The sequence below is a fragment of the Marinobacter shengliensis genome (assembly GCF_003007715.1).
Lineage (GTDB): Bacteria > Pseudomonadota > Gammaproteobacteria > Pseudomonadales > Oleiphilaceae > Marinobacter > Marinobacter shengliensis.
This window is the reverse complement of sequence record NZ_PXNO01000027.1, coordinates 538,052-557,644: the sequence shown is the minus strand read 5'-3', so window position 1 is coordinate 557,644 and position 19,593 is coordinate 538,052. Positions and strand designations below refer to the sequence as shown.

The window sequence follows — 19,593 nt, the reverse complement described above, 5'->3', positions numbered from 1 at the left end:
AAGGCCGGGGAGCAAGTTAACTACCCGGCCGGAATCATATTACGCAGGGCAAGGCGAATCAGCGCCTCGCTGGTCATATCTGGCTCAGCCACCTTGCTGATGGCCTTGGCCGCTTCCTGGGGCTTATAGCCCAGGGCAATCAACGCGGCCTCGGCCTCGTCTCTCGCATCGTGACTTGCCTGCGGCGCTGTTGTGGAGCCGCCCGGAGCCGCTGAACCGGGTACCGTCGGGGTGAACTGCCCTTCCAGTTGGCCAATGCGGTCAGCCATATCAATCAGGAGTCGCTCGGCGGTTTTCTTGCCGACCCCCGGCAGCTTCACCAGGGCGCTGACATCGCGGGCCTCAACACAGCGTATAAACTGTTGGGCATCCAGGCCGGACAGTATGCCGACAGCCAGTTTAGGGCCAACGCCATTGACCTTGATCAGCAGCCGGAAAAGATTGCGATCCAGCCGGGAGGCAAAGCCATACAGGCTCTGGGCATCTTCTCTGACCGCAAAATGCGTGTGTAGGGTAACTTCCTGCCCGGTTTCCGGCAGGTGAAAGAAGGTGGTGTAGGGAATGTCGACTTCATAACCCAAACCGGAGCACTCCACCAGTGCGTGGCCGGGGGCCTTCTCTATCAATATGCCTCGGATTCTACCGATCAATGCAGGCCTCCTGGGGCTTGTCTGAGCCTGTTATTGTTGCCGAACCCGCCCGCTTCGCGCTTTGCCACCGCTGCCGGCGAGCTTCAGTATGCTCTGGTTCATGTGGGCATGACACAGTGCGATCGCCAGGGCATCCGCCGCATCTGCCTGGGGCTTGCGGGACAAACCCAGCAGTGCCTGGACCATATGCTGAACCTGGGATTTGTCAGCGCCACCGGTACCAACCACCGCCTGTTTGACCTGGCGAGCGGAATATTCATGGACAGCCAGGCCGCTGTTGGCGGCACTGACAATCGCCGCGCCCCTGGCCTGCCCCAGCTTAAGGGCTGAATCCGGGTTCCGGGCCATGAACACCTGTTCAATGGCGAACTCTTCCGGGCGGTACTCACCAATCAACACAGCAAGGCTATGGAAAATGGTTTGCAGGCGTTCCGCCATGGGCTTTTCACCCACCCGGATACAGCCGCTGTCGATATACTCAATCTGGCGGCCTTCCGCACGAATGATGCCGTAGCCGGTGATTCGTGAGCCAGGGTCTACACCCAGGATGATGGCCATCCGCGCGCCCTCAGAGATCGCTTGAGCAAAAGCACTCAGCCCGGAGGCCCCAGGGGCAACCTCCGGGCTTGCGCATCACTCGTTGTCTTCGGCTTTGTTACCTTCAACCGCTTTGGCTGAGCGGCGCAGGCGAATATGCAGTTCTTTCAGCTGCTTTTCGTCTACCGCACCCGGCGCCTGGGTCATCAGACAGGTGGCGCTCTGGGTTTTCGGGAAGGCGATGACGTCCCGGATGGACGACGAACCGGTCATCAGCATCACCAGGCGATCCAGGCCGAAAGCCAGGCCGCCGTGTGGCGGGCAACCGAACTTCAAAGCGTCCAGCAGGAAGCCAAACTTGGCGCGAGCTTCCTCTTCCTCGATACCCAGGATGCGGAACACCGTTTCCTGCATTTTGCCGTCGTGGATACGGATAGAACCACCGCCCAGTTCGGTGCCGTTCAGTACCATGTCGTAGGCGCGGGACAACGCATTGGCCGGGTCCGCTGCCAGCTCGTCCGGGCTGCAGGACGGCGCAGTGAATGGATGGTGAATAGCGGTGAGGCTGCCGTCTGGCAGTTCCTCAAACATCGGGAAGTCCACCACCCACATCGGCGCCCACTCGCAGGTAAGCATGTCGAGGTCATGACCGACTTTGATGCGCAATGCGCCCAGTGCTTCGTTGACCACGGTGGTCTTGTCAGCACCGAAAAACACGATGTCGCCATCTTCCGCCGCAACGCGCTCCATGATCGCCATGGCCACGTCGTCACCCAGGAACTTGATGATCGGCGACTGCAGGCCTTCGACGCCCTTGGCCAACTCATTTACCTTGATGTAGGCCAGGCCCTTGGCCCCGTATATGCCGACAAACTTGGTGTAATCGTCAATCTGCTTACGGGTCAGCGCACCACCCTTCGGCACACGCAAGGCTGCAACACGGCCTTTCGGATCTTTCGCGGGTCCGGCAAAGACCTTGAAGTCCACGCCTTCCACCAGGTCGTTCACGTCTTGCAGTTCCAGCGGAATACGCAGGTCCGGCTTGTCGCTGCCGTAACGCTGCATGGCCTCGGAATACGGCATGCGCGGGAATTCCGGCAGCTCGACATCCAGCACGTCTTTGAACAGCGCACGGATCATGTCTTCGTTGAGCTTCATCAGGGTCTCTTCATCAATGAACGAGGCCTCGATGTCGACCTGGGTAAACTCCGGCTGACGGTCTGCCCGCAGGTCTTCGTCACGGAAACACTTGGCGATCTGGTAGTAGCGGTCAACGCCAGACACCATCAGCATCTGCTTGAACAGCTGCGGCGACTGGGGCAGCGCGAAGAAGGAACCTTCGTGGGTACGGCTGGGCACCAGGTAATCACGGGCGCCTTCGGGGGTGGCACGGGTCAGGATCGGTGTTTCCACATCCATGAAACCGCGGCTATCCAGGAAGTTGCGGATGTAACTGGTTACCCGGGAACGGAAACGCAGACGGTTGATCATTTCCGGGCGGCGCAAATCGATGAAGCGATAGCGCAGACGAACGTCTTCACCCACATCTACGTGCTCGTCCAGCGGGAACGGCGGCGTGGCAGCGGCGTTCAGGATCACGACTTCCTTACCCAGCAGCTCCACCTGGCCGGTCGGCATGTTGCTGTTCTCGGTGCCCGCCGGACGGCGACGCACGCGGCCGGTGACTTTAACAACAAACTCACTGCGAACCTTCTCCGCCAGAGCAAAGCTCTCAGGGGTGTCAGGATCGACAACCACCTGGGACATGCCATCCCGATCTCGCAGATCCAGGAAGATAACCCCACCGTGGTCCCGGCGGCGGTGTACCCATCCACAGAGAGTGACTTCCTGATCGATGTGGGATTCGTTGATCCCACCGCAATAGTGACTGCGCATATCGGTTCCCGTTGTATCTGAATGTGTTCGCGTTTAATGAAAGCGTCTGGGCAAGCTGATGGGGATGGCTTTCCGAAACCGTGCGGAGCCATGGATGGCGGAGCCGAGCGTACATGGATGTATTCACAGCGTGTTTCGGAAAGCCATCCCCATCAGCTTGCTTGCAGCATTTTAGAGGCCGCCCGCAAATGCCAGCGACCATAGCCGAAAAGCCGCCCATTATAAACACAATGACTGTGAAAATCAGGCGTCCCCAAGCAGAATTGAAGCCAGATATTGAACGCCGGGATGACTATCAAAAAACCGGGGGCTAGAATGCATGGTTTGAGCGGACCATGGAGTAAGACGTTGGCCACCAGAGCGGAACAAAAACTGAAAACCCGACGGGCTTTGATGGATGCCGCCCTGGCACAGTTGAGCGCGGATCGGGGCTTTGGCAGCCTGAGTTTGCGGGAGGTTGCCCGGGAAGCTGGCATTGCCCCCACTTCCTTCTACCGGCATTTTTCCGAGCTGGATGAACTGGGTCTGGCACTGGTCGATGAAGGCGGTGTTGCGCTGCGACAGTTAATGCGCCAGGCGCGCAAGCGAATAGCCCGTGACGGCAGCGCCATCTCGACATCTGTCGATACGTTTATGGAATATCTGGGCAACAACTCCAACCTGTTCCGCCTGATGCTGCGCGAGCGCACTGGGGTATCGAAACCGTTCCGAACCGCCGTCAAGGCCGAGATCGATCATTTCGTTACGGAACTGGCAGATGACCTTGGACGGTTTGCGGATGAACAGAACAAGCCTCTGGCCGATGCCCGGGTTGTGGCCGAAGCCATGGTGACACTGGTTTTCAATCAAGGCGCGGAGGCGCTGGATGCGACGCCCAAGGAGCGGGAGGAACTAAAGCACAAGCTCAAAACCGAGCTGCGGATGATTCTGGTGGGCTCCCAGACCCTGGCGCAGTGGCAGCAGGGCCGGGAATAAAACCATTGAAGTTCAAGCGAGGTGATGGAGCAGCGGTTTCAGCTTCTCTTTGACCTGCGCCAGTGCAGCCCCTTCATAGGGCACCGGTGGCTGCTTGCCCCACACAGGGCCTGGCCAGGCCTGGTCACCTTCAAAGCGCACGATATGGTGCAAATGAAGCTGCGGCACCATGTTACCCAGCGCCGCCACATTCATCTTGTCGCCACTGAAAAGCTCCATCATGCCCCGGCTAAGCGTGGAGGACTCTTCCAGCAACCGCACCTGTTGCTTATGGTCCAGCTGGTAGATTTCCCGGATGTCCGGCACCGCCGGCACCAGAATTATCCAGGGCCAGGTGCTGTCGTTCATCAACAGAATTTCGCACAGGCGGCTGTAACCCAGGTGGTGGGTATCTGCCGCGAGCCTTTCGTGTAGCTGAAACATCACCGGCCCTCTCGATCAGCCCGCGGAATGAAACTGGTTACGGCCGCGGCCGATGGCGTAGTAAACCAGACCATGGCGCTCGAGCATTTCCGGCTCGTACAGGTTTCGACCATCGAAAACCGCTGGCTGTTTCAGGGCACCGGCAATCAGGTCGAAGTCCGGCGAACGGAATTCTTTCCACTCGGTACAGATGGCCAGCACATCGGCACCTTTCAAGGCCTGTTCTTTGGTGCCACACAGGGTCAGGCCTTCGTGGTCACCGTAGATGCGCTGGGTTTCTTCCATGGCTTCCGGATCAAACGCCTGCACCGTAGCGCCGGCCTTCCAGAGATTTTCCATCAGCGTCCGCGAGGAGGCTTCACGCATGTCGTCAGTGTTCGGTTTGAAGGCCAGGCCCCAGACCGCAACCACCTTGCCTTTCAGATCACCCTGGAAGAAGTGGCTAATCTTGTCGAACAGCACGTGTTTCTGAGCGTAGTTAACGGCTTCTACCGCATTCAGCAACTTGGCCTCGTAATCGCAATCACCGGCCGTCCGGGCCAGGGCCTGTACGTCTTTCGGGAAGCAGGAGCCACCATAGCCGCAGCCAGGGTAGATGAAGTGGTAGCCGATACGGGGGTCGGAACCAATGCCCCGGCGTACCGCTTCGATGTCGGCACCCAGGCGTTCAGCCAGGTTGGACATTTCGTTCATGAAGCTGATTTTGGTGGCCAGCATGGAGTTGGCAGCGTATTTGGTCAGTTCCGCCGAGCGGATATCCATGAAAATCATCCGGTCGTGGTTGCGGTTGAACGGGTAATAAACCTCCCGCAACAGCTCCGCCGCCTGTTCGCTGTCGGTACCCACCACAATGCGGTCCGGCTTCATGAAGTCGTTGATGGCGGCGCCTTCTTTCAGGAATTCCGGGTTGGAAACCACGTCGAAATCCAGCTCCAGGCCGCGCTTGTCGAGCTGTGCACGCACCGCTGCCTTGACCTTGTCACCGGTGCCCACGGGTACGGTGGACTTGTCGACCACCACCTTGTAGTCATCCATGTACTGACCGATGGATTTCGCCACCGCGAGCACGTATTGCAGATCGGCAGAGCCGTCTTCGTCCGGCGGTGTGCCCACGGCAATGAACTGCAGGGTGCCATGTTTGACAGCCTGTTCGGTGTCGGTGGTGAACGACAGGCGACCGGCTTCCACGGTGTGTTTAACGATGCTATCGAGGCCTGGCTCGTAAATCGGAATCTTGCCGTTCTTCAGTTTCTCGATCTTGCCCTGATCCACATCCATACAAAGCACATCGTGACCAACATCCGCAAGACAGGCACCTGTTACCAGGCCCACGTATCCGGTTCCGAAAATCGTAATCTTCATTTAAAAGTTCCTGAAAATCGTTGTTTGAGAGTGTTATCGAGAAGCTTTTTTCTTCTGCCAGACCGCTTCCCAGGCCAGGGCGGTGCGCACGATGGTATTGAGGTCATCGTAATCCGGCTGCCAGCCCAGAACATTCTTGATTCGCGTGTTGTCGGCCATCAGTGCCGCCGGGTCGCCGGCGCGACGGCCGGTTTCAGTTACCGGAAAATCGACACCGGATTCCGCCTTGACCACATCAATGACTTCTCGCACGGTAAAGCCGCGGCCGTAACCACAGTTGAGCACCTGAGACTCGCCACCGCCAGCCATGTAATCCAGCGCCATCACGTGGGCCTTTGCCAGGTCTTCCACATGGATATAGTCGCGGATACAGGTGCCATCGCGGGTTTCGTAGTCAGTGCCGAATACACTCATGCCCTCGCGCTGACCGGTCACACATTCGCAGGCCACTTTGATCAAGTGCGTCGCCTCCGGCGTTGCCTGCCCCAGCAGTCCCTCCGGATTAGCGCCGGCCACATTGAAGTAGCGCAGGATAACGTAGCTAAGGTTACTGGCCGCAGCCAGGTCCATCATCATCCGCTCGCTCATCATCTTGGAGGCGCCATAGGGATTGATAGGTGCCAACGGCAGGTCTTCTGTCAGCACCGTTTCCTCTGGCATGCCGTAGACCGCCGCGGTGGAAGAAAACACCATATACGGCACCTGGTGTCGCTCAACCGCTTTCAACAGATTCAGAGTGTTACGGGTGTTATTACTGTAGTACTTGAGGGGATTGGCGACAGACTCCGGCACCACGATGTTCGCTGCAAAGTGCAGCACCGCTTCGAACTTATGGGCGGAAAATACGGCTTCTATCGCGTCTTCATCCGCCAGATCGGCTTCCACCAGCTCCCCGGCGGTTACCGCCCAGCGATAGCCGGTAGAGAGGTTATCAAACACCACAATGTCGTGGCCCGCTGCTGCCAACTGACGCACAACGTGGCTGCCGATATATCCGGCACCGCCGGTAACAAGAACTTTCATGAGTCTGTGCTTCCCTTCCCTGAGTGTTGTTGGCGGCGCTGCCGGATTTCCCGACGGCGCCGGCTGAAAAATTCGGAGATCACCCGACCGCACGGTTCGGCCATCACGCCCCCGCAAACCTCTACCCGCCAGTTCAGATGCGGCTCTTCAAGGGTTCTTCTGGCCGACTCGACGGCACCCGCTTTGGGCTCAGCGGCACCATACACTAACCGGCTGATACGACCGTGGACAATAGCTCCCACACACATGGTGCAGGGCTCCAGGGTTACATACAGCGTAGCACCCGCCAACCGGTAGTTCCCCACCCGAGCCGCAGCATCCCGCAGGGCTCTGATTTCCGCATGGGCGGTCGGGTCGCAGTGGGAAATCGGGGCATTGAAACCCGCCCCAATCTCCCTGCCATCCAGAACAACAATGGCGCCAACCGGCACTTCACCGGCTGCCCCGGCCTGGGCGGCAAGCTCCAGTGCCCTGGCCATCCAGCGCCGATCTTCCGGAGTGTCGTTCACTATCCCTTATCCCCTGCCTCGACTTACTCCCACTCAATCGTCGCGGGTGGCTTGGAAGAGATGTCGTAGGTCACACGGGAAACGCCAGAAATCTCGTTAATGATCCGGTTGGAAACCGTTTCCAGCAGATCATACGGCAGGCGCGCCCAGCGTGCAGTCATGAAGTCCACGGTCTCCACAGCCCGGATGGCAATCACGTATTCGTAACGGCGGGCATCGCCTACCACACCGACGGATTTCACCGGCAGGAACACCGCGAACGCCTGACTGGTCTTGTGGTACAGATCCGCACGGTGCAACTCTTCCAGGAAGATGGCATCGGCGCGGCGCAGGATCTCTGCGTATTCCTTTTTCACTTCGCCAAGAATACGGACACCCAGACCCGGCCCCGGGAACGGGTGGCGGTAAACCATGTCGTAAGGCAGGCCGAGCTCAAGGCCAATCTTGCGAACTTCGTCTTTGAACAGCTCCCGCAGCGGCTCAACCAGTTTCATTTTCATGGTTTCCGGCAGGCCACCCACATTATGGTGGGACTTGATGACATGGGCTTTACCGGTTTTGGAGGCGGCAGATTCGATCACATCCGGGTAGATGGTGCCCTGGGCCAGCCAGTTCACGTCTTTGATCTTGGCGGCCTCGGCATCAAATACATCAATAAAGGTGTTGCCGATGATTTTGCGCTTCTGCTCAGGGTCGTTAACACCCTTGAGCTTTGACAGGAACAGGTCTTCGGAGTCGGCACGGATGACTTTAACGCCCATGTTGCTGGCGAACATGTCCATCACCTGATCGCCCTCGTGCAGGCGCAGCAGGCCGTTATCCACAAACACACAGGTGAGCTGGTCGCCGATGGCCTTGTGCAGCAAGGCGGCGGTTACCGAGGAATCCACACCGCCAGACAGCCCCAGCAGAACCTTTTCGGAGCCTACCTGCTCACGAATCTGTCGAACGGCGTCATCAACAATCTTGGCCGGTGTCCACAGGGCCTCACAGCCACTGATATTCAGGACAAAGTGCTCGAGAATCCGCTTACCCTGGAGGGTGTGGGTCACTTCCGGATGGAACTGGACACCGTACAGGTTACGGCTGAGGTCCTGCATGGCGGCAATCGGCGCGCTCTCGGTAGAGGCTAAAAGTTCAAAGCCTTCCGGCATGACAACTACTTTGTCACCGTGGCTCATCCAGACGTCGAGCAGGGATTCACCCGCAGGTGTCAGGTGGTCGGTAATGTCCTGCAGCAGAGGGCCCTTGGCCCGGACTTTCACCTGAGCGTAGCCGAATTCGCGCTTCTCAGAGCTGGCAACACGGCCGCCCAGTTGCTCCGCCATGGTCTGCATGCCGTAGCAGATGCCCAGAATCGGAATGCCTTTGTCGAACAGCCCTTCCGGTGCACGGGGACCACCCAGTTGGGTTACCGATTCCGGACCACCCGCCAGGATGATGCCTTTGGGATTGAACTCGTTGAGTTCTTCGTCTGTTACGTCAAAGGCCTTGATTTCACAGTACACGCCGATTTCGCGCACACGGCGGGCGATCAGCTGGGTGTACTGGGAACCGAAATCAAGAATCAGGATACGGTGGTCGTGAATGTTCTGAGCCATGGAGTCCTCGGGCTTTAAAAAAACAGCGCGGCCCGGAAACCGGGCCGCGTCAAATCAGGCAGTTTTTAGCCGATTCGGTAGTTGGGAGCTTCTTTGGTGATGGTCACGTCGTGCACGTGGCTCTCACGCATCCCGGCGTTGGTAATGCGCACAAATTCCGGCTTGGTACGCATCTCATCCATGGTTGCACTGCCTGTGTAACCCATGGATGCACGCAAGCCACCCACCAACTGGTGCACGATGTTGCGCATGGGGCCTTTGCAGGCCACACGGCCTTCAATGCCTTCCGGCACCAGTTTTTCAATACCTTTGCTGGCGTCCTGGAAATAGCGGTCGCTGGAACCCTGCCCCATGGCACCAATGGATCCCATACCACGATAAGCCTTGTAACTCCGGCCCTGGAACAATTCCACTTCACCCGGAGCTTCGTCAGTACCCGCCAGCAGGCTACCGATCATGACGCTGTGAGCGCCCGCTGCGATGGCTTTTGCGATATCACCGGAGAACCGGATACCACCATCGGCAATCACGGGTACGCCGCGCTCTTTCAGCGCCGCTGCCACATTGGACACCGCCGAAATCTGCGGCACACCAATGCCGGCGACAATGCGGGTGGTACAGATGGAGCCGGGACCGATGCCCACCTTGACCGCATCCGCGCCGGCATCAGCCAGGGCAATCGCCGCACCCGAGGTGGCAATGTTACCGCCAATCACCTGAACATCAGGGTAGTTCTGCTTTACCCAGCGAACCCGGTCAATCACACCCTTGGAATGGCCATGGGCGGTATCCACGACAATCACATCCACGCCGGCTTCGGCAAGCGCTGCAATCCGGGCATCGGTATCGCCACCGGTGCTCACCGCCGCACCCACTCGCAGACGGCCCTGCTCGTCTTTGCAGGCCAGCGGGTAGTCTTTGGCTTTCTGGATATCCTTGACGGTAACCAGGCCCCGCAATTCGAATTCGTCGTTCACTACCAGAACTTTCTCAATGCGGTGACGGTGCAGCAGTTCCTTGATTTCCTCCAGGCTGGCACCCTCTTTGACCGTAACCAGCTTTTCCTTCGGAGTCATGATGTCACGCACCAGGGTATCCATCCGGCTTTCGAAGCGGATATCACGCCCGGTGACGATGCCGACCAGATCAGTGCCGTCGACAACCGGAAGGCCGGAAATGCTGTTGGCCATGGTGATATCCACCAGTTCCCGAACCGTTGTCTCCGGTGTGACGGTGATCGGATCTTTCACCACACCACTTTCATATTTCTTGACCTTGCGTACGGCAGCTGCCTGCTGCTCCACTGACATGTTCTTGTGCATGATGCCGATGCCGCCTTCCTGAGCCATGGCAATGGCCAGCTCGGCTTCAGTGACCGTATCCATGGCCGATGACACCAGCGGAATATTCAGGGTGATGCCTTTGGTCAATTGAGTCTTCAGCTCCACCTGATGAGGCAGAACTTCGGAATATCCGGGCACGAGGAGAACGTCGTCAAACGTGAGGGCTTCTTCGGCAATACGCAGCATTTGGGTCCGCCTTTTGAACATGCTAAGTTTGGAAATTCCATGCTGTACCCGCGGCGGCACAGCAAAGCAAAATCCTTAATCGATCTATTATAAAGTGGTGCCAACAGACAGTAAACCGCGAGGTTTTTGGCGTTTGGTTGCATCTTTTTGAATTTCCGTTATTTTTACCCCTCTCTTTCGGCTATTGCGTATGAATAATCACGGAGCGCGCCCTTTGATACCCCCTTATCCGGATTCCCGGCCCCGGGCCCTGTCGGTCAGTGAACTCAACCATCAGGCACGCCATCTGCTGGAAACCAGCTTTGTGCAGGTGTGGGTGGAGGGCGAATTGTCCGGATTTTCAAGACCTTCCTCCGGGCACTGGTATTTCTCCCTGAAGGACCAGAAGTGCCAGGTACGCTGTGCCATGTTCCGGGGTGCCAATCAACGCCTGCGCACCCTGCCCCGTGAAGGCGACCAGATTCGCATCCGCGGCAAGGTCACACTCTACGAGAACCGGGGCGACTACCAGATCATTGTCGAACACCTGGAGCCGGCAGGGCTGGGCGAATTGCAACAGGCCTTTGAGGCCCTGAAGATGAAACTGCAATCGGAGGGCTTGTTTGACCCGGCCCGAAAAAAACCGGTTCCAGCCACACCGCGCCACATTGGCGTGGTGACCTCACCCACGGGTGCCGCCATCCATGACATATTGACCGTGCTGGCCCGCCGCTGCCCGGCCATCCCCGTCACCCTCTACCCCACAGCAGTTCAGGGCCAGGCCGCCACAGCCGACATCGTCAACGCGATCCAGCGCGCCCAGCAACACGGCGTGGCCGATGTATTGATCATCGGGCGCGGCGGCGGCTCACTGGAAGACCTGTGGTGTTTCAATGAAGAAGCAGTAGCCCGGGCTATCGCCAGCTGCAGCATTCCAACTGTCAGCGCGGTGGGCCACGAGGTTGACGTGACCATTGCCGATTTCGTGGCAGACCTTCGCGCCCCGACACCCTCGGCGGCCGCTGAGAAGGTTTCCCCGGACCAGAGCCACTGGCTGCGCCGGCTGAACGAGCAGGAACTGAGGCTGAGTCAGGCGGCGCGCCGGTTAACCCAGCGCCTGCACACCCAGCTTGGCCACCTGTCTGCGCGGCTGCGGGACCCGCGCCGGGAGTTGCAGGAAAAGGCGCAGCGCATGGATGAGCTGGACGTACGGCTGAACAAGGCGATCGCCCAGCGACTCATCCAAACCCGGGTAAAAGCCGATCACCTGACCCAGCGCCTTGCCACCCAATCCCCACGCCGGACACTGATCACCGCCCGGGACCAGGTGACCCGTCTCCACGAGCGGTTGGAGATGGCAACCCGCCACTACCTGAAGCAGCAACAGGAACGTTACCAATACAACGCCCAGGCACTCCACGTTGTCAGCCCGCTCGCCACCCTGGGGCGGGGTTACGCGATTGTCAGGGATGAGCAGAACCAGATTGTTCGTGACGCCAGCCAGCTTGGCGAAGGCTCCGCCATCACCGCCCGGCTGGGCCACGGCAGCGTTACGGCGAAGGTGACGGAGATCAATTCCAACGGGCATTAAACGGACAAAAACGGCCAACTACGCCTATGGTCTAGTAGCCCCTGTTTCTAAAGCTCCTACAGTTGTGCATAACAGCCACAGAACAATAACAGCACAACTGAGGTGGAAAGCATGACATACCACTCCGAGTTCCGCCGGTCCATCGACCAACGGGATGACTTCTGGCGCGAGCAGGCCCAGAACATTGACTGGATCGAAACCCCGAACACCATCTGGCAGGCACTCGATAACGGTCACGGCCAGTGGTTCCCCGATGGCCTTCTGAATACCAGCGACGTGGCCCTTGACGCCAACATCCGGGCGGGCCGTGGTCAACGGACAGCCCTGATTTACGATTCGCCGGTGACCAACAGCCAGCAACACTTCACCTATGACGAATTACGGGATGAAGTAGCCCTGTTTGCCGGCGCCCTGCGTGCTCGCGGGATCGAGAAGGGTGACCGGGTCATTATCTACATGCCAATGATTCCGCAGGCAGCCATTGCCATGCTGGCCTGTGCCCGCCTGGGCGCCATCCACTCAGTAGTGTTCGGTGGGTTTGCTGCCCACGAACTTGCCGTGCGTATTGAGGATGCCAAGCCCAAGGCGCTGATCACTGCCTCCTGCGGCATTGAAGTCACCAAGGTCATTGAATACAAACCGTTGGTGGACAGGGCCATTGAGCAATCCAGCCACAAGCCTGAGCTATGTGTGGTGTACCAGCGGCCGCAAGTCACAGCCAACCTGTCGGAAGGACGGGATTACGACTGGAACGACATGACCGCCAATGCGGAGCCAGCAGACCCGGTGCCAGTGAAAGCCACCGACCCGCTTTATGTACTTTACACCTCCGGCACCACCGGCAAACCAAAAGGCGTGGTGCGGGATAACGGCGGCCATGCCGTGGCCCTCAAATACAGCATGAAACTGGTCTACGACGCCAAACCCGGCGATGTCTTCTGGGCTGCGTCAGACGTGGGCTGGGTGGTAGGCCACAGCTACATTGTCTATGCGCCTCTGTTCGCCGGCTGCACCACCATCCTGTATGAAGGCAAACCGGTGAAAACTCCGGACGCCGGTGCGTTCTGGCGGGTAGTCCAGGATCACAAGGTGAACATGCTGTTCACCGCCCCCACCGCCTTCCGCGCGGTACGCAAGGAAGACCCCGAGGCAGACCAGCTAAGCCGCTACGATGTCTCGTCGCTAAAACGCATTTTCCTGGCCGGCGAGCGGTTGGACCCGCCCACCTACGAATGGCTGAAGGAACACACGGGCCTGCCGATTCTCGACCACTGGTGGCAGACCGAAACCGGCTGGGCCATCTGCTGCAACCCGGTAGGCATTGAAATGATGACCACCAAACCGGGCTCGGCGACGGTACCGTCACCCGGCTTCAACGTGCAGGTCGTCGATATGGAAGGCAGCCAGGTACCGGCCGGCGAACAAGGCCAGATAGCCGTCAAACTGCCCCTGCCACCGGGGTGCCTGATGACCGTATGGGGCGACGACAAACGGTTCCAGAGCAGCTACCTGAATCCGATTCCCGGCTTTTACAGCTCCGGCGACGGCGGCTTTATTGATGACGACGGCTACGTGTTCATCATGGGCAGGACCGATGACGTGATCAATGTCGCCGGACATCGCCTGTCCACCGGCGAAATGGAAGAGGTGGTGGCTTCTCACCCAGCAGTCGCGGAATGCTGTGTTGTAGGCGCCCACGACGACATGAAGGGCCAGATCCCGGTCGGCCTGGTGCTGATCAAGGACGGCGCAACCATAGACCAGGATGAACTGGAAGAAGAACTGGTAGAAATGGTCCGCGACAAGATTGGCGCCATAGCCTGCTTCCGTCGGGCCATGGTGGTAGAGCGTTTACCGAAGACCCGGTCTGGCAAGATTCTGCGCCGCGTGATCCGCCAGATTGCGGACGGCGAAGAGTACAGCGTACCCAGCACCATTGATGATCCTGCCATTCTGGAAGAGATCAGCGAGAAATTCGTGCGCTGACCTACCCCACCCGTGTACACGGACCACAACACAACTCTGCCTCAAAGACCGGCAGAGTTGTGTTTCATCCTTATGACAACCCATTGTTTTTTATCAATTAAAATCCCGACACTGATCACTAAAAAAACAATTGACGCCCCCCAAAGTCGGTCTATACTGAAAATTGCTGTGCTCTTCTGCAGCGGTATTTGACGAATGCGCTACAACGTCCTGCCCAGGCTTCGCGTTGCCCCTTCCTCAGTACGCTCCGGACGACTCAGCATCGACGGCTTCCGCTCAGGCGGAAACCGCGTTTGTATGGATCCAGAGTCTGTGCGAAACAAGAAGGTCCCGTGAGGGCAAATTTTCAGAAAGACAGGAAAGATCGATGTCCGATACCAAAACTGGCCACGTGAAGTGGTTCAACGAATCCAAGGGCTTTGGCTTTATTGCCCAGGAAGGCGGCAGTGACGTTTTCGTTCACTACAGTGCAATCAACTCCAACGGTTTCCGTACCCTGACAGAAGGTCAGCAGGTGCAGTTTACCGTTACTCAGGGACCCAAAGGCCCCCAGGCGGAAAACGTAACCCCTCTGTAAGGGCAAAGGTTTACCGCCGGATGCCCCTCACGGGCAGACGGAAAACAGAACGGCCGGCAACTTTGCCGGCCGTTCTGCGTTCTGGCGTAGACAGAACCGGCTATCAGACCGCTTCCGCCGCTTCCGGCGTCTTTGCTGCCGGCATATCCGTACCCACCGCCTGAGCCACTGCTGAAAACAGCGCCTGCAGGGTTGCCGAGGTGGTATCTTCCGCCAGGGCCGCTGCGCTGCAATGCTGACCATTGGCGGTCAGGCGAATACAGGCCAAGGCATTGGCGTTGGTGCCCTCGCCCAGGGCAAACTCATCGTATGCCTCTACCGCCACCGTGACGCCAAAGCGCTTGGCCAGGCCGTCAGACACCGCTTCAACCGCACCCAGGCCGCGGCCTTCAAAGGTCACGGGAGAAGTGTCGCTACCGACCACCACTTCTGCACGAACACCCTCTTCGTCCCGGTGCAAATCGTAGGAACGCAGTGACCAGTCTTCATGAACCTTCAGGTAGCGGTCTTCGAACAGGCGGTGGATGGTGTGGGAGTCAATTTCGCCACCGTTGGTCTCGGCTTCTTTCTGGACCACCTTACTGAATTCGATCTGCAACCAACGCGGCAGGGTAATGTCGTAGTCCCGCTCCAGTACATAAGCAACGCCACCCTTGCCGGACTGGCTATTGATGCGCACCACCTCCTCATAGCGACGACCCACATCGAACGGATCGATAGGCAGGTAGGCCACGTTCCAGGCGTCGCCCTCGTTGCGGCGGGCCAGGCACTTACGGATGGCGTCCTGGTGGCTGCCAGAGAAGGCGGTGAACACCAGCTCGCCCGCATACGGATGACGCGGGTGGGTGGAAATCTCGGTACAGGCTTCCACCACCTCGGTAATTTCCGCCATGCCGGACAAGTCCAGGGTCGGATCAATGCCCTGTGAATACAGGTTCATGGCCATGGTTACCAGATCCATGTTGCCAGTGCGCTCCCCGTTACCCATCAGGGTCCCTTCAATTCGGTCAGCGCCAGCCATCACGCCCAACTCAGCCGCAGCCACCGCACAACCCCGGTCGTTATGGGTATGCAAGCTGATGCTGATGTGCTCGCGGTAGCGGATGTTCTCGCAAATCCACTCCACCTGGTCCGCAAACACGTTGGGGGTCGACATCTCTACGGTTGCCGGCAGATTGATAATCACCGGCTGCCCCTGATCCGGACGCCACACGTCGGTGACCGCATCAATCACTTCCGCAGCGAAGTCCAGCTCGGTGCCGGTGAAGCTCTCCGGGGAATACTGGAAAGTCCAGTCGGTGTCCGGGTAACGGGCTGCGATCTCTTTCACCAGGGTGGCGCCGTTGACAGCAATCTCTCGGATGCCGGCTCGATCGAGACCAAATACCTGCTCCCGCTGCACGGTAGACGTGGAGTTGTACACGTGCACGATAGCCTGTTTTGCGCCCTGCAAAGCCTCGTAAGTGCGTTCAATCAGTTCCGGGCGGGCCTGGGTCAGCACCTGGATTTTCACATCGTCCGGAATCCGGTTTTCTTCGATCAGCTTGCGGCAGAAATCAAAATCCGGCTGGCTGGCGGCCGGAAAACCAATTTCGATTTCCTTGAAGCCAAGCTTGACCAGCAAATCGAACAGGCGCTGTTTCTGGGCAACGGACATGGGCTTGATCAGCGACTGGTTGCCATCCCGCAGGTCGACAGCACACCAGGTGGGTGCTTTCTCGATGACCTGGTCCGGCCAGCGGCGGTCTTTCTTGGCAACCGGTTTGAAGGCGACGTATTTACGATGATCAAAGGCCATAAGGGAACATTCCTTTCGCTGTTCGTATCAATGGAGAGAGTGTAACGCCCAAACCGCGCTATTTGGTTGCTATTTTAGCCCAAAACCGTTATTCATAAGCCACATATTGCCAACAAGTCAGGATTTACAGCATATGATTGCGAGCAATGACAAGGCGCTGGTCAGAATTGACAAAACTGACCGGAAAATCCTGGAACAATTGCAGAAGGACGGCTCACTGACCAACCAGCAACTGGCGGAGAAAGTCGGGCTTTCACCCTCCCCCTGTCTGCGCCGGGTGCGGGCGCTTGAAGACGCGGGCATCATAGTGCGCACGGTGACGATTCTGGACCACAAAAAACTGGGGTTGTCGCTGACCGCCATCATCCTGATTGGCATGGACCGACATACACCGGAACGCTTTGCCGCTTTCGAGGAACAGGTGGCGGTCTTTCCCGAGGTTCAGGAGTGCTACCTGATCACCGGCCAGAGTGCCGACTACATGCTGAAAGTGGTGGTGCCAGACATGGACCACTATCACCAGTTTCTGCTTAATCGCATTACCCGGATTCAGGGTGTCAGTGGGGTGCACTCCAGCTTTGTACTGCGGAGGGTAATCGACAGTACCGCCCTGCCCCTGGGCTATCTTTCCTGACGGGCCAGCTCTGCCAGGTAAGCCCTGGCCATACACTTCAATTCCACCACTAACTGCTGCCCCTGGTCGTCCGGCAGGGTGGCTGCGAGCCTGAGGATGGTTCCGGCAGATCGGGGCAACAACAGGCTGGCGGTCCAGCTGCGTTCCTTCGGCAACGCCGGATACTCCTGCTGGAGCCGGGCATCCAGGTCACGGGCGTTGCTGTAGAGTTCCCGCAGATCCAGTTCCCGCAGCTCGGGCATGGACTCAACGCCGCTCCAGATTGCCGAGTACGCAGGTTCGGTGCGGTAGAAGTCGTAGAACTGATCAATCAGCACGTCCACGGCGTCATGCAGGCTCAGCTCTGGCAGCTTTTCCCGCATCGCGGTTTCCATTTTCTCGACATGCCCCTCAGCAATGGCATGAACGATGGCCGCCTTGTTCGGAAAATATCGGTATAGGGAGGCTAACGACATGCCAGACTGCCGGGCAATGGCAGACATACTGGTGCCATCCACACCATTCTCATGAAAAATGGCCGCGGCATGGCTGAGGATATTGCTCACCCGCTCCCGACTGCGCGCCTGAACCGGTCGCCGGCGAGGTGTTACGTCGATAGATTCGTCAGTCATCATCTGTACCTTGTGAAGCAGGCTCCGTACAATAACGTCCACTTTACGACAAAGAAAGGCAGAAGCAGGCCAGATGCCCTGCCAATTAGTCTTAACCCCCACTTTTCAATAAAGCGGAAGACACGATGCGAGCAAGCCGTTACCTGATTGCCACCCAGAAAGAGACACCTTCAGATGCAGAGATTATCAGCCATCAGCTGATGCTGCGCGCCGGAATGATCCGGAAGCTGGCCGCCGGCCTCTACACCTGGTTGCCCATGGGCCTGCGCACCCTGCGCAAGGTGGAACGAATTGTTCGCGAAGAGATGGACAAAAGTGGTGCCCAGGAAGTTCTGATGCCAGCGGTACAGCCTGCCGAACTCTGGCAGGAATCTGGTCGCTGGGAGCAGTATGGTGGAGAACTGCTGCGCATGAATGACCGCCACGGCCGGGACTTCTGCTTTGGCCCGACCCACGAAGAGGTCATCACCGACCTGATCCGCAACGAGCTGAAAAGTTACAAAGAACTGCCGGCTAACTTTTATCAGATCCAGACCAAATTCCGTGATGAGCGCCGCCCCCGCTTTGGGGTTATGCGGGCCCGCGAGTTCATCATGAAGGACGCCTATTCCTTCCACCTGAACGCCGCTTCGCTGGATGAGACCTATCAGGTCATGCACCAGACCTACTGCAACATCTTCGATCGCCTCGGGCTGGATTACCGGCCGGTGCAGGCGGATTCCGGTGCCATTGGTGGCAGTGCCTCCCACGAGTTCCATGTGCTGGCATCCTCCGGCGAAGACGCCATCGTATTCAGTACTGAAAGCGATTACGCCGCCAACATCGAAAAAGCCGAAGCCATCGCCCCTGCGGGTGATCGCCCGGCTCCTGGCGAGGCCATGACCGAAGTGCACACGCCAGGCCAGAAAACCATCGAAGCCGTTTCCCAGTTCCTCGGCCTGCCGGCAGAGCGCAGCGTGAAGACCCTGCTGGTCAAAGGTGAAGCCGACGAGAACGGCGAGTCCGGCCTGGTTGCACTGATCCTCCGGGGCGATCACACCCTGAATGACATCAAGGCAGAAAACCTGGACGGCGTTGCCGAGCCGCTGACCATGGCCACCGATGAAGAAATCGAAAAGGCCATTGGCTGCAAACCCGGCTCTATCGGCCCGGTCAACCTGGCTGTGCCTGTGATCGTCGACCGCAGCGCTGCCCACCTGGCAGACTTCGTGTGTGGTGCCAACAAGGACGATTACCACCTGACCGGTGTTAACTGGGAACGCGACGTACCCCTGGGCCGGGTAGAAGACCTGCGCAACGTGGAGGAAGGTGATCCCAGCCCGGATGGCAAGGGTACCCTGGAGATCCGCCGTGGTATCGAGGTCGGCCACATCTTCAAACTGGGTAACAAGTACAGCTCCGCCATGAACGCCACCGTTCTGGATGAAAACGGCAAGACGGTGATCATGGAAATGGGCTGCTACGGCATTGGCGTTTCCCGTATTGTGGCCGCGTCTATCGAACAGAACCATGACGACAAGGGCATCATCTGGCCAGACGCCATCGCTCCGTTCCAGGTGGCCATTGTAACTCTCAATGCCCACAAGAATGCGGTAGTGGCCGAAGCCGGCGAGAAACTCTACAGCCAGTTGCGCCAGGCGGGTTACGACGTACTGCTGGACGACCGTAACGAACGCCCGGGCGTCAAGTTCGCCGATATGGAATTGATGGGCATTCCGCACCGGTTCGTGATTTCAGAGCGCGGGCTGACCGCCGGCACCCTGGAATACAAGGGCCGCCGTGATGAAGAAAAACAGGACATCCCGGTGGAAGAAGCGCTGGCGTTCCTGGTGAAAGCCTCCCCGAAGGGCGGCCTCTAAGGCCGCCCGATCATCCCCTGGGCTGCCTGAAAGGGTAGCCCGGCGGTTTCTGA

General features: G+C 58.4%; 16 protein-coding genes and 1 pseudogene. 6 read left to right on the top strand and 11 right to left on the bottom strand.

Translation table 11 applies throughout. The features are described 5' to 3' along the window. Positions 1-20: 20 nt before the first annotated feature. From ruvA to aspS, 3 genes are all read right to left on the bottom strand, one after another. The gene (ruvA, locus tag C7H10_RS15685) at positions 21-650 is read right to left on the bottom strand and encodes a Holliday junction branch migration protein RuvA (RefSeq protein WP_106695593.1); all 630 of its coding nucleotides are present in this window, start codon (positions 648-650) and stop codon (positions 21-23) included. Positions 651-680: 30 nt separating this feature from the next. Beyond that, positions 681-1,208, bottom strand: a complete 528-nt coding sequence (gene ruvC, locus C7H10_RS15680; protein ID WP_106695592.1) for a crossover junction endodeoxyribonuclease RuvC — start codon at positions 1,206-1,208, stop codon at positions 681-683. 75 nt (positions 1,209-1,283) lie between these two features. Beyond that, on the bottom strand, positions 1,284-3,083 hold the full coding sequence (aspS, locus tag C7H10_RS15675; RefSeq protein ID WP_106695591.1) for an aspartate--tRNA ligase: 1,800 nt from the start codon (positions 3,081-3,083) through the stop codon (positions 1,284-1,286). 348 nt (positions 3,084-3,431) lie between these two features. Between aspS and fabR the strand changes: the two genes are divergently transcribed. Beyond that, on the top strand, positions 3,432-4,058 hold the full coding sequence (gene fabR, locus C7H10_RS15670) for an HTH-type transcriptional repressor FabR (protein WP_106695590.1): 627 nt from the start codon (positions 3,432-3,434) through the stop codon (positions 4,056-4,058). A 12-nt stretch (positions 4,059-4,070) separates the two neighbouring features. Here the strand turns inward: fabR and C7H10_RS15665 are convergent, their stop codons facing one another. The 6 genes from C7H10_RS15665 to guaB all read right to left on the bottom strand — a co-directional run bounded on the left by C7H10_RS15665 (position 4,071) and on the right by guaB (position 10,505). Beyond that, positions 4,071-4,481: an HIT domain-containing protein gene (locus C7H10_RS15665; protein ID WP_106695589.1), complete on the bottom strand. Its 411-nt coding sequence runs from the start codon at positions 4,479-4,481 to the stop codon at positions 4,071-4,073. A 15-nt stretch (positions 4,482-4,496) separates the two neighbouring features. After that, a complete protein-coding gene (locus C7H10_RS15660) occupies positions 4,497-5,843 on the bottom strand; it encodes a UDP-glucose dehydrogenase family protein (RefSeq protein ID WP_061331020.1) in 1,347 nt (448 codons plus the stop codon). 33 nt (positions 5,844-5,876) lie between these two features. Further along, positions 5,877-6,866, bottom strand: a complete 990-nt coding sequence (galE, locus tag C7H10_RS15655; protein ID WP_106695588.1) for a UDP-glucose 4-epimerase GalE — start codon at positions 6,864-6,866, stop codon at positions 5,877-5,879. Next, on the bottom strand, positions 6,863-7,375 hold the full coding sequence (gene tadA / locus C7H10_RS15650) for a tRNA adenosine(34) deaminase TadA (RefSeq protein WP_374786744.1): 513 nt from the start codon (positions 7,373-7,375) through the stop codon (positions 6,863-6,865). Before tadA ends, galE begins: the two co-directional genes overlap by 4 nt. A 23-nt stretch (positions 7,376-7,398) precedes the next feature. Beyond that, a complete protein-coding gene (gene guaA / locus C7H10_RS15645) occupies positions 7,399-8,976 on the bottom strand; it encodes a glutamine-hydrolyzing GMP synthase (protein ID WP_106695586.1) in 1,578 nt (525 codons plus the stop codon). Positions 8,977-9,041: 65 nt separating this feature from the next. Then, the gene (guaB, locus tag C7H10_RS15640) at positions 9,042-10,505 is read right to left on the bottom strand and encodes an IMP dehydrogenase (protein ID WP_061331017.1); all 1,464 of its coding nucleotides are present in this window, start codon (positions 10,503-10,505) and stop codon (positions 9,042-9,044) included. Between the two features lie 190 nt (positions 10,506-10,695). On the opposite strand from guaB, the gene xseA reads away from it, so the two are divergent. The 3 genes and pseudogenes from xseA (at position 10,696) to C7H10_RS15625 (ending at position 14,638) form a co-directional block, all read left to right on the top strand. After that, positions 10,696-12,075, top strand: coding sequence for an exodeoxyribonuclease VII large subunit (gene xseA / locus C7H10_RS15635; RefSeq protein WP_106695585.1), 1,380 nt, complete (start codon positions 10,696-10,698; stop codon positions 12,073-12,075). A gap of 96 nt (positions 12,076-12,171) precedes the next feature. Continuing rightward, positions 12,172-14,061 (top strand): annotated as a pseudogene (locus C7H10_RS15630) (propionyl-CoA synthetase); the annotation flags it as partial. A gap of 367 nt (positions 14,062-14,428) precedes the next feature. Then, complete coding sequence (locus tag C7H10_RS15625; protein WP_058089577.1) at positions 14,429-14,638, top strand: cold-shock protein; 210 nt, start codon at positions 14,429-14,431, stop codon at positions 14,636-14,638. Between the two features lie 103 nt (positions 14,639-14,741). Here the strand turns inward: C7H10_RS15625 and leuA are convergent, their stop codons facing one another. Further along, the gene (leuA, locus tag C7H10_RS15620) at positions 14,742-16,436 is read right to left on the bottom strand and encodes a 2-isopropylmalate synthase (RefSeq protein WP_106695583.1); all 1,695 of its coding nucleotides are present in this window, start codon (positions 16,434-16,436) and stop codon (positions 14,742-14,744) included. A gap of 133 nt (positions 16,437-16,569) precedes the next feature. Here leuA and C7H10_RS15615 point away from each other — a divergent pair, with 133 nt between their 5' ends. Continuing rightward, positions 16,570-17,070 (top strand): Lrp/AsnC family transcriptional regulator, encoded by a 501-nt coding sequence (locus C7H10_RS15615; protein WP_106695582.1) that lies wholly within the window; start codon positions 16,570-16,572, stop codon positions 17,068-17,070. Here the strand turns inward: C7H10_RS15615 and C7H10_RS15610 are convergent. After that, positions 17,058-17,681, bottom strand: a complete 624-nt coding sequence (locus C7H10_RS15610) for a TetR/AcrR family transcriptional regulator (protein ID WP_106695581.1) — start codon at positions 17,679-17,681, stop codon at positions 17,058-17,060. The two genes, C7H10_RS15615 and C7H10_RS15610, sit on opposite strands and share 13 nt — an antisense overlap. A gap of 125 nt (positions 17,682-17,806) precedes the next feature. Between C7H10_RS15610 and C7H10_RS15605 the strand changes: the two genes are divergently transcribed. After that, positions 17,807-19,540, top strand: coding sequence for a proline--tRNA ligase (locus C7H10_RS15605; RefSeq protein WP_106695580.1), 1,734 nt, complete (start codon positions 17,807-17,809; stop codon positions 19,538-19,540). Positions 19,541-19,593: the final 53 nt, after the last annotated feature.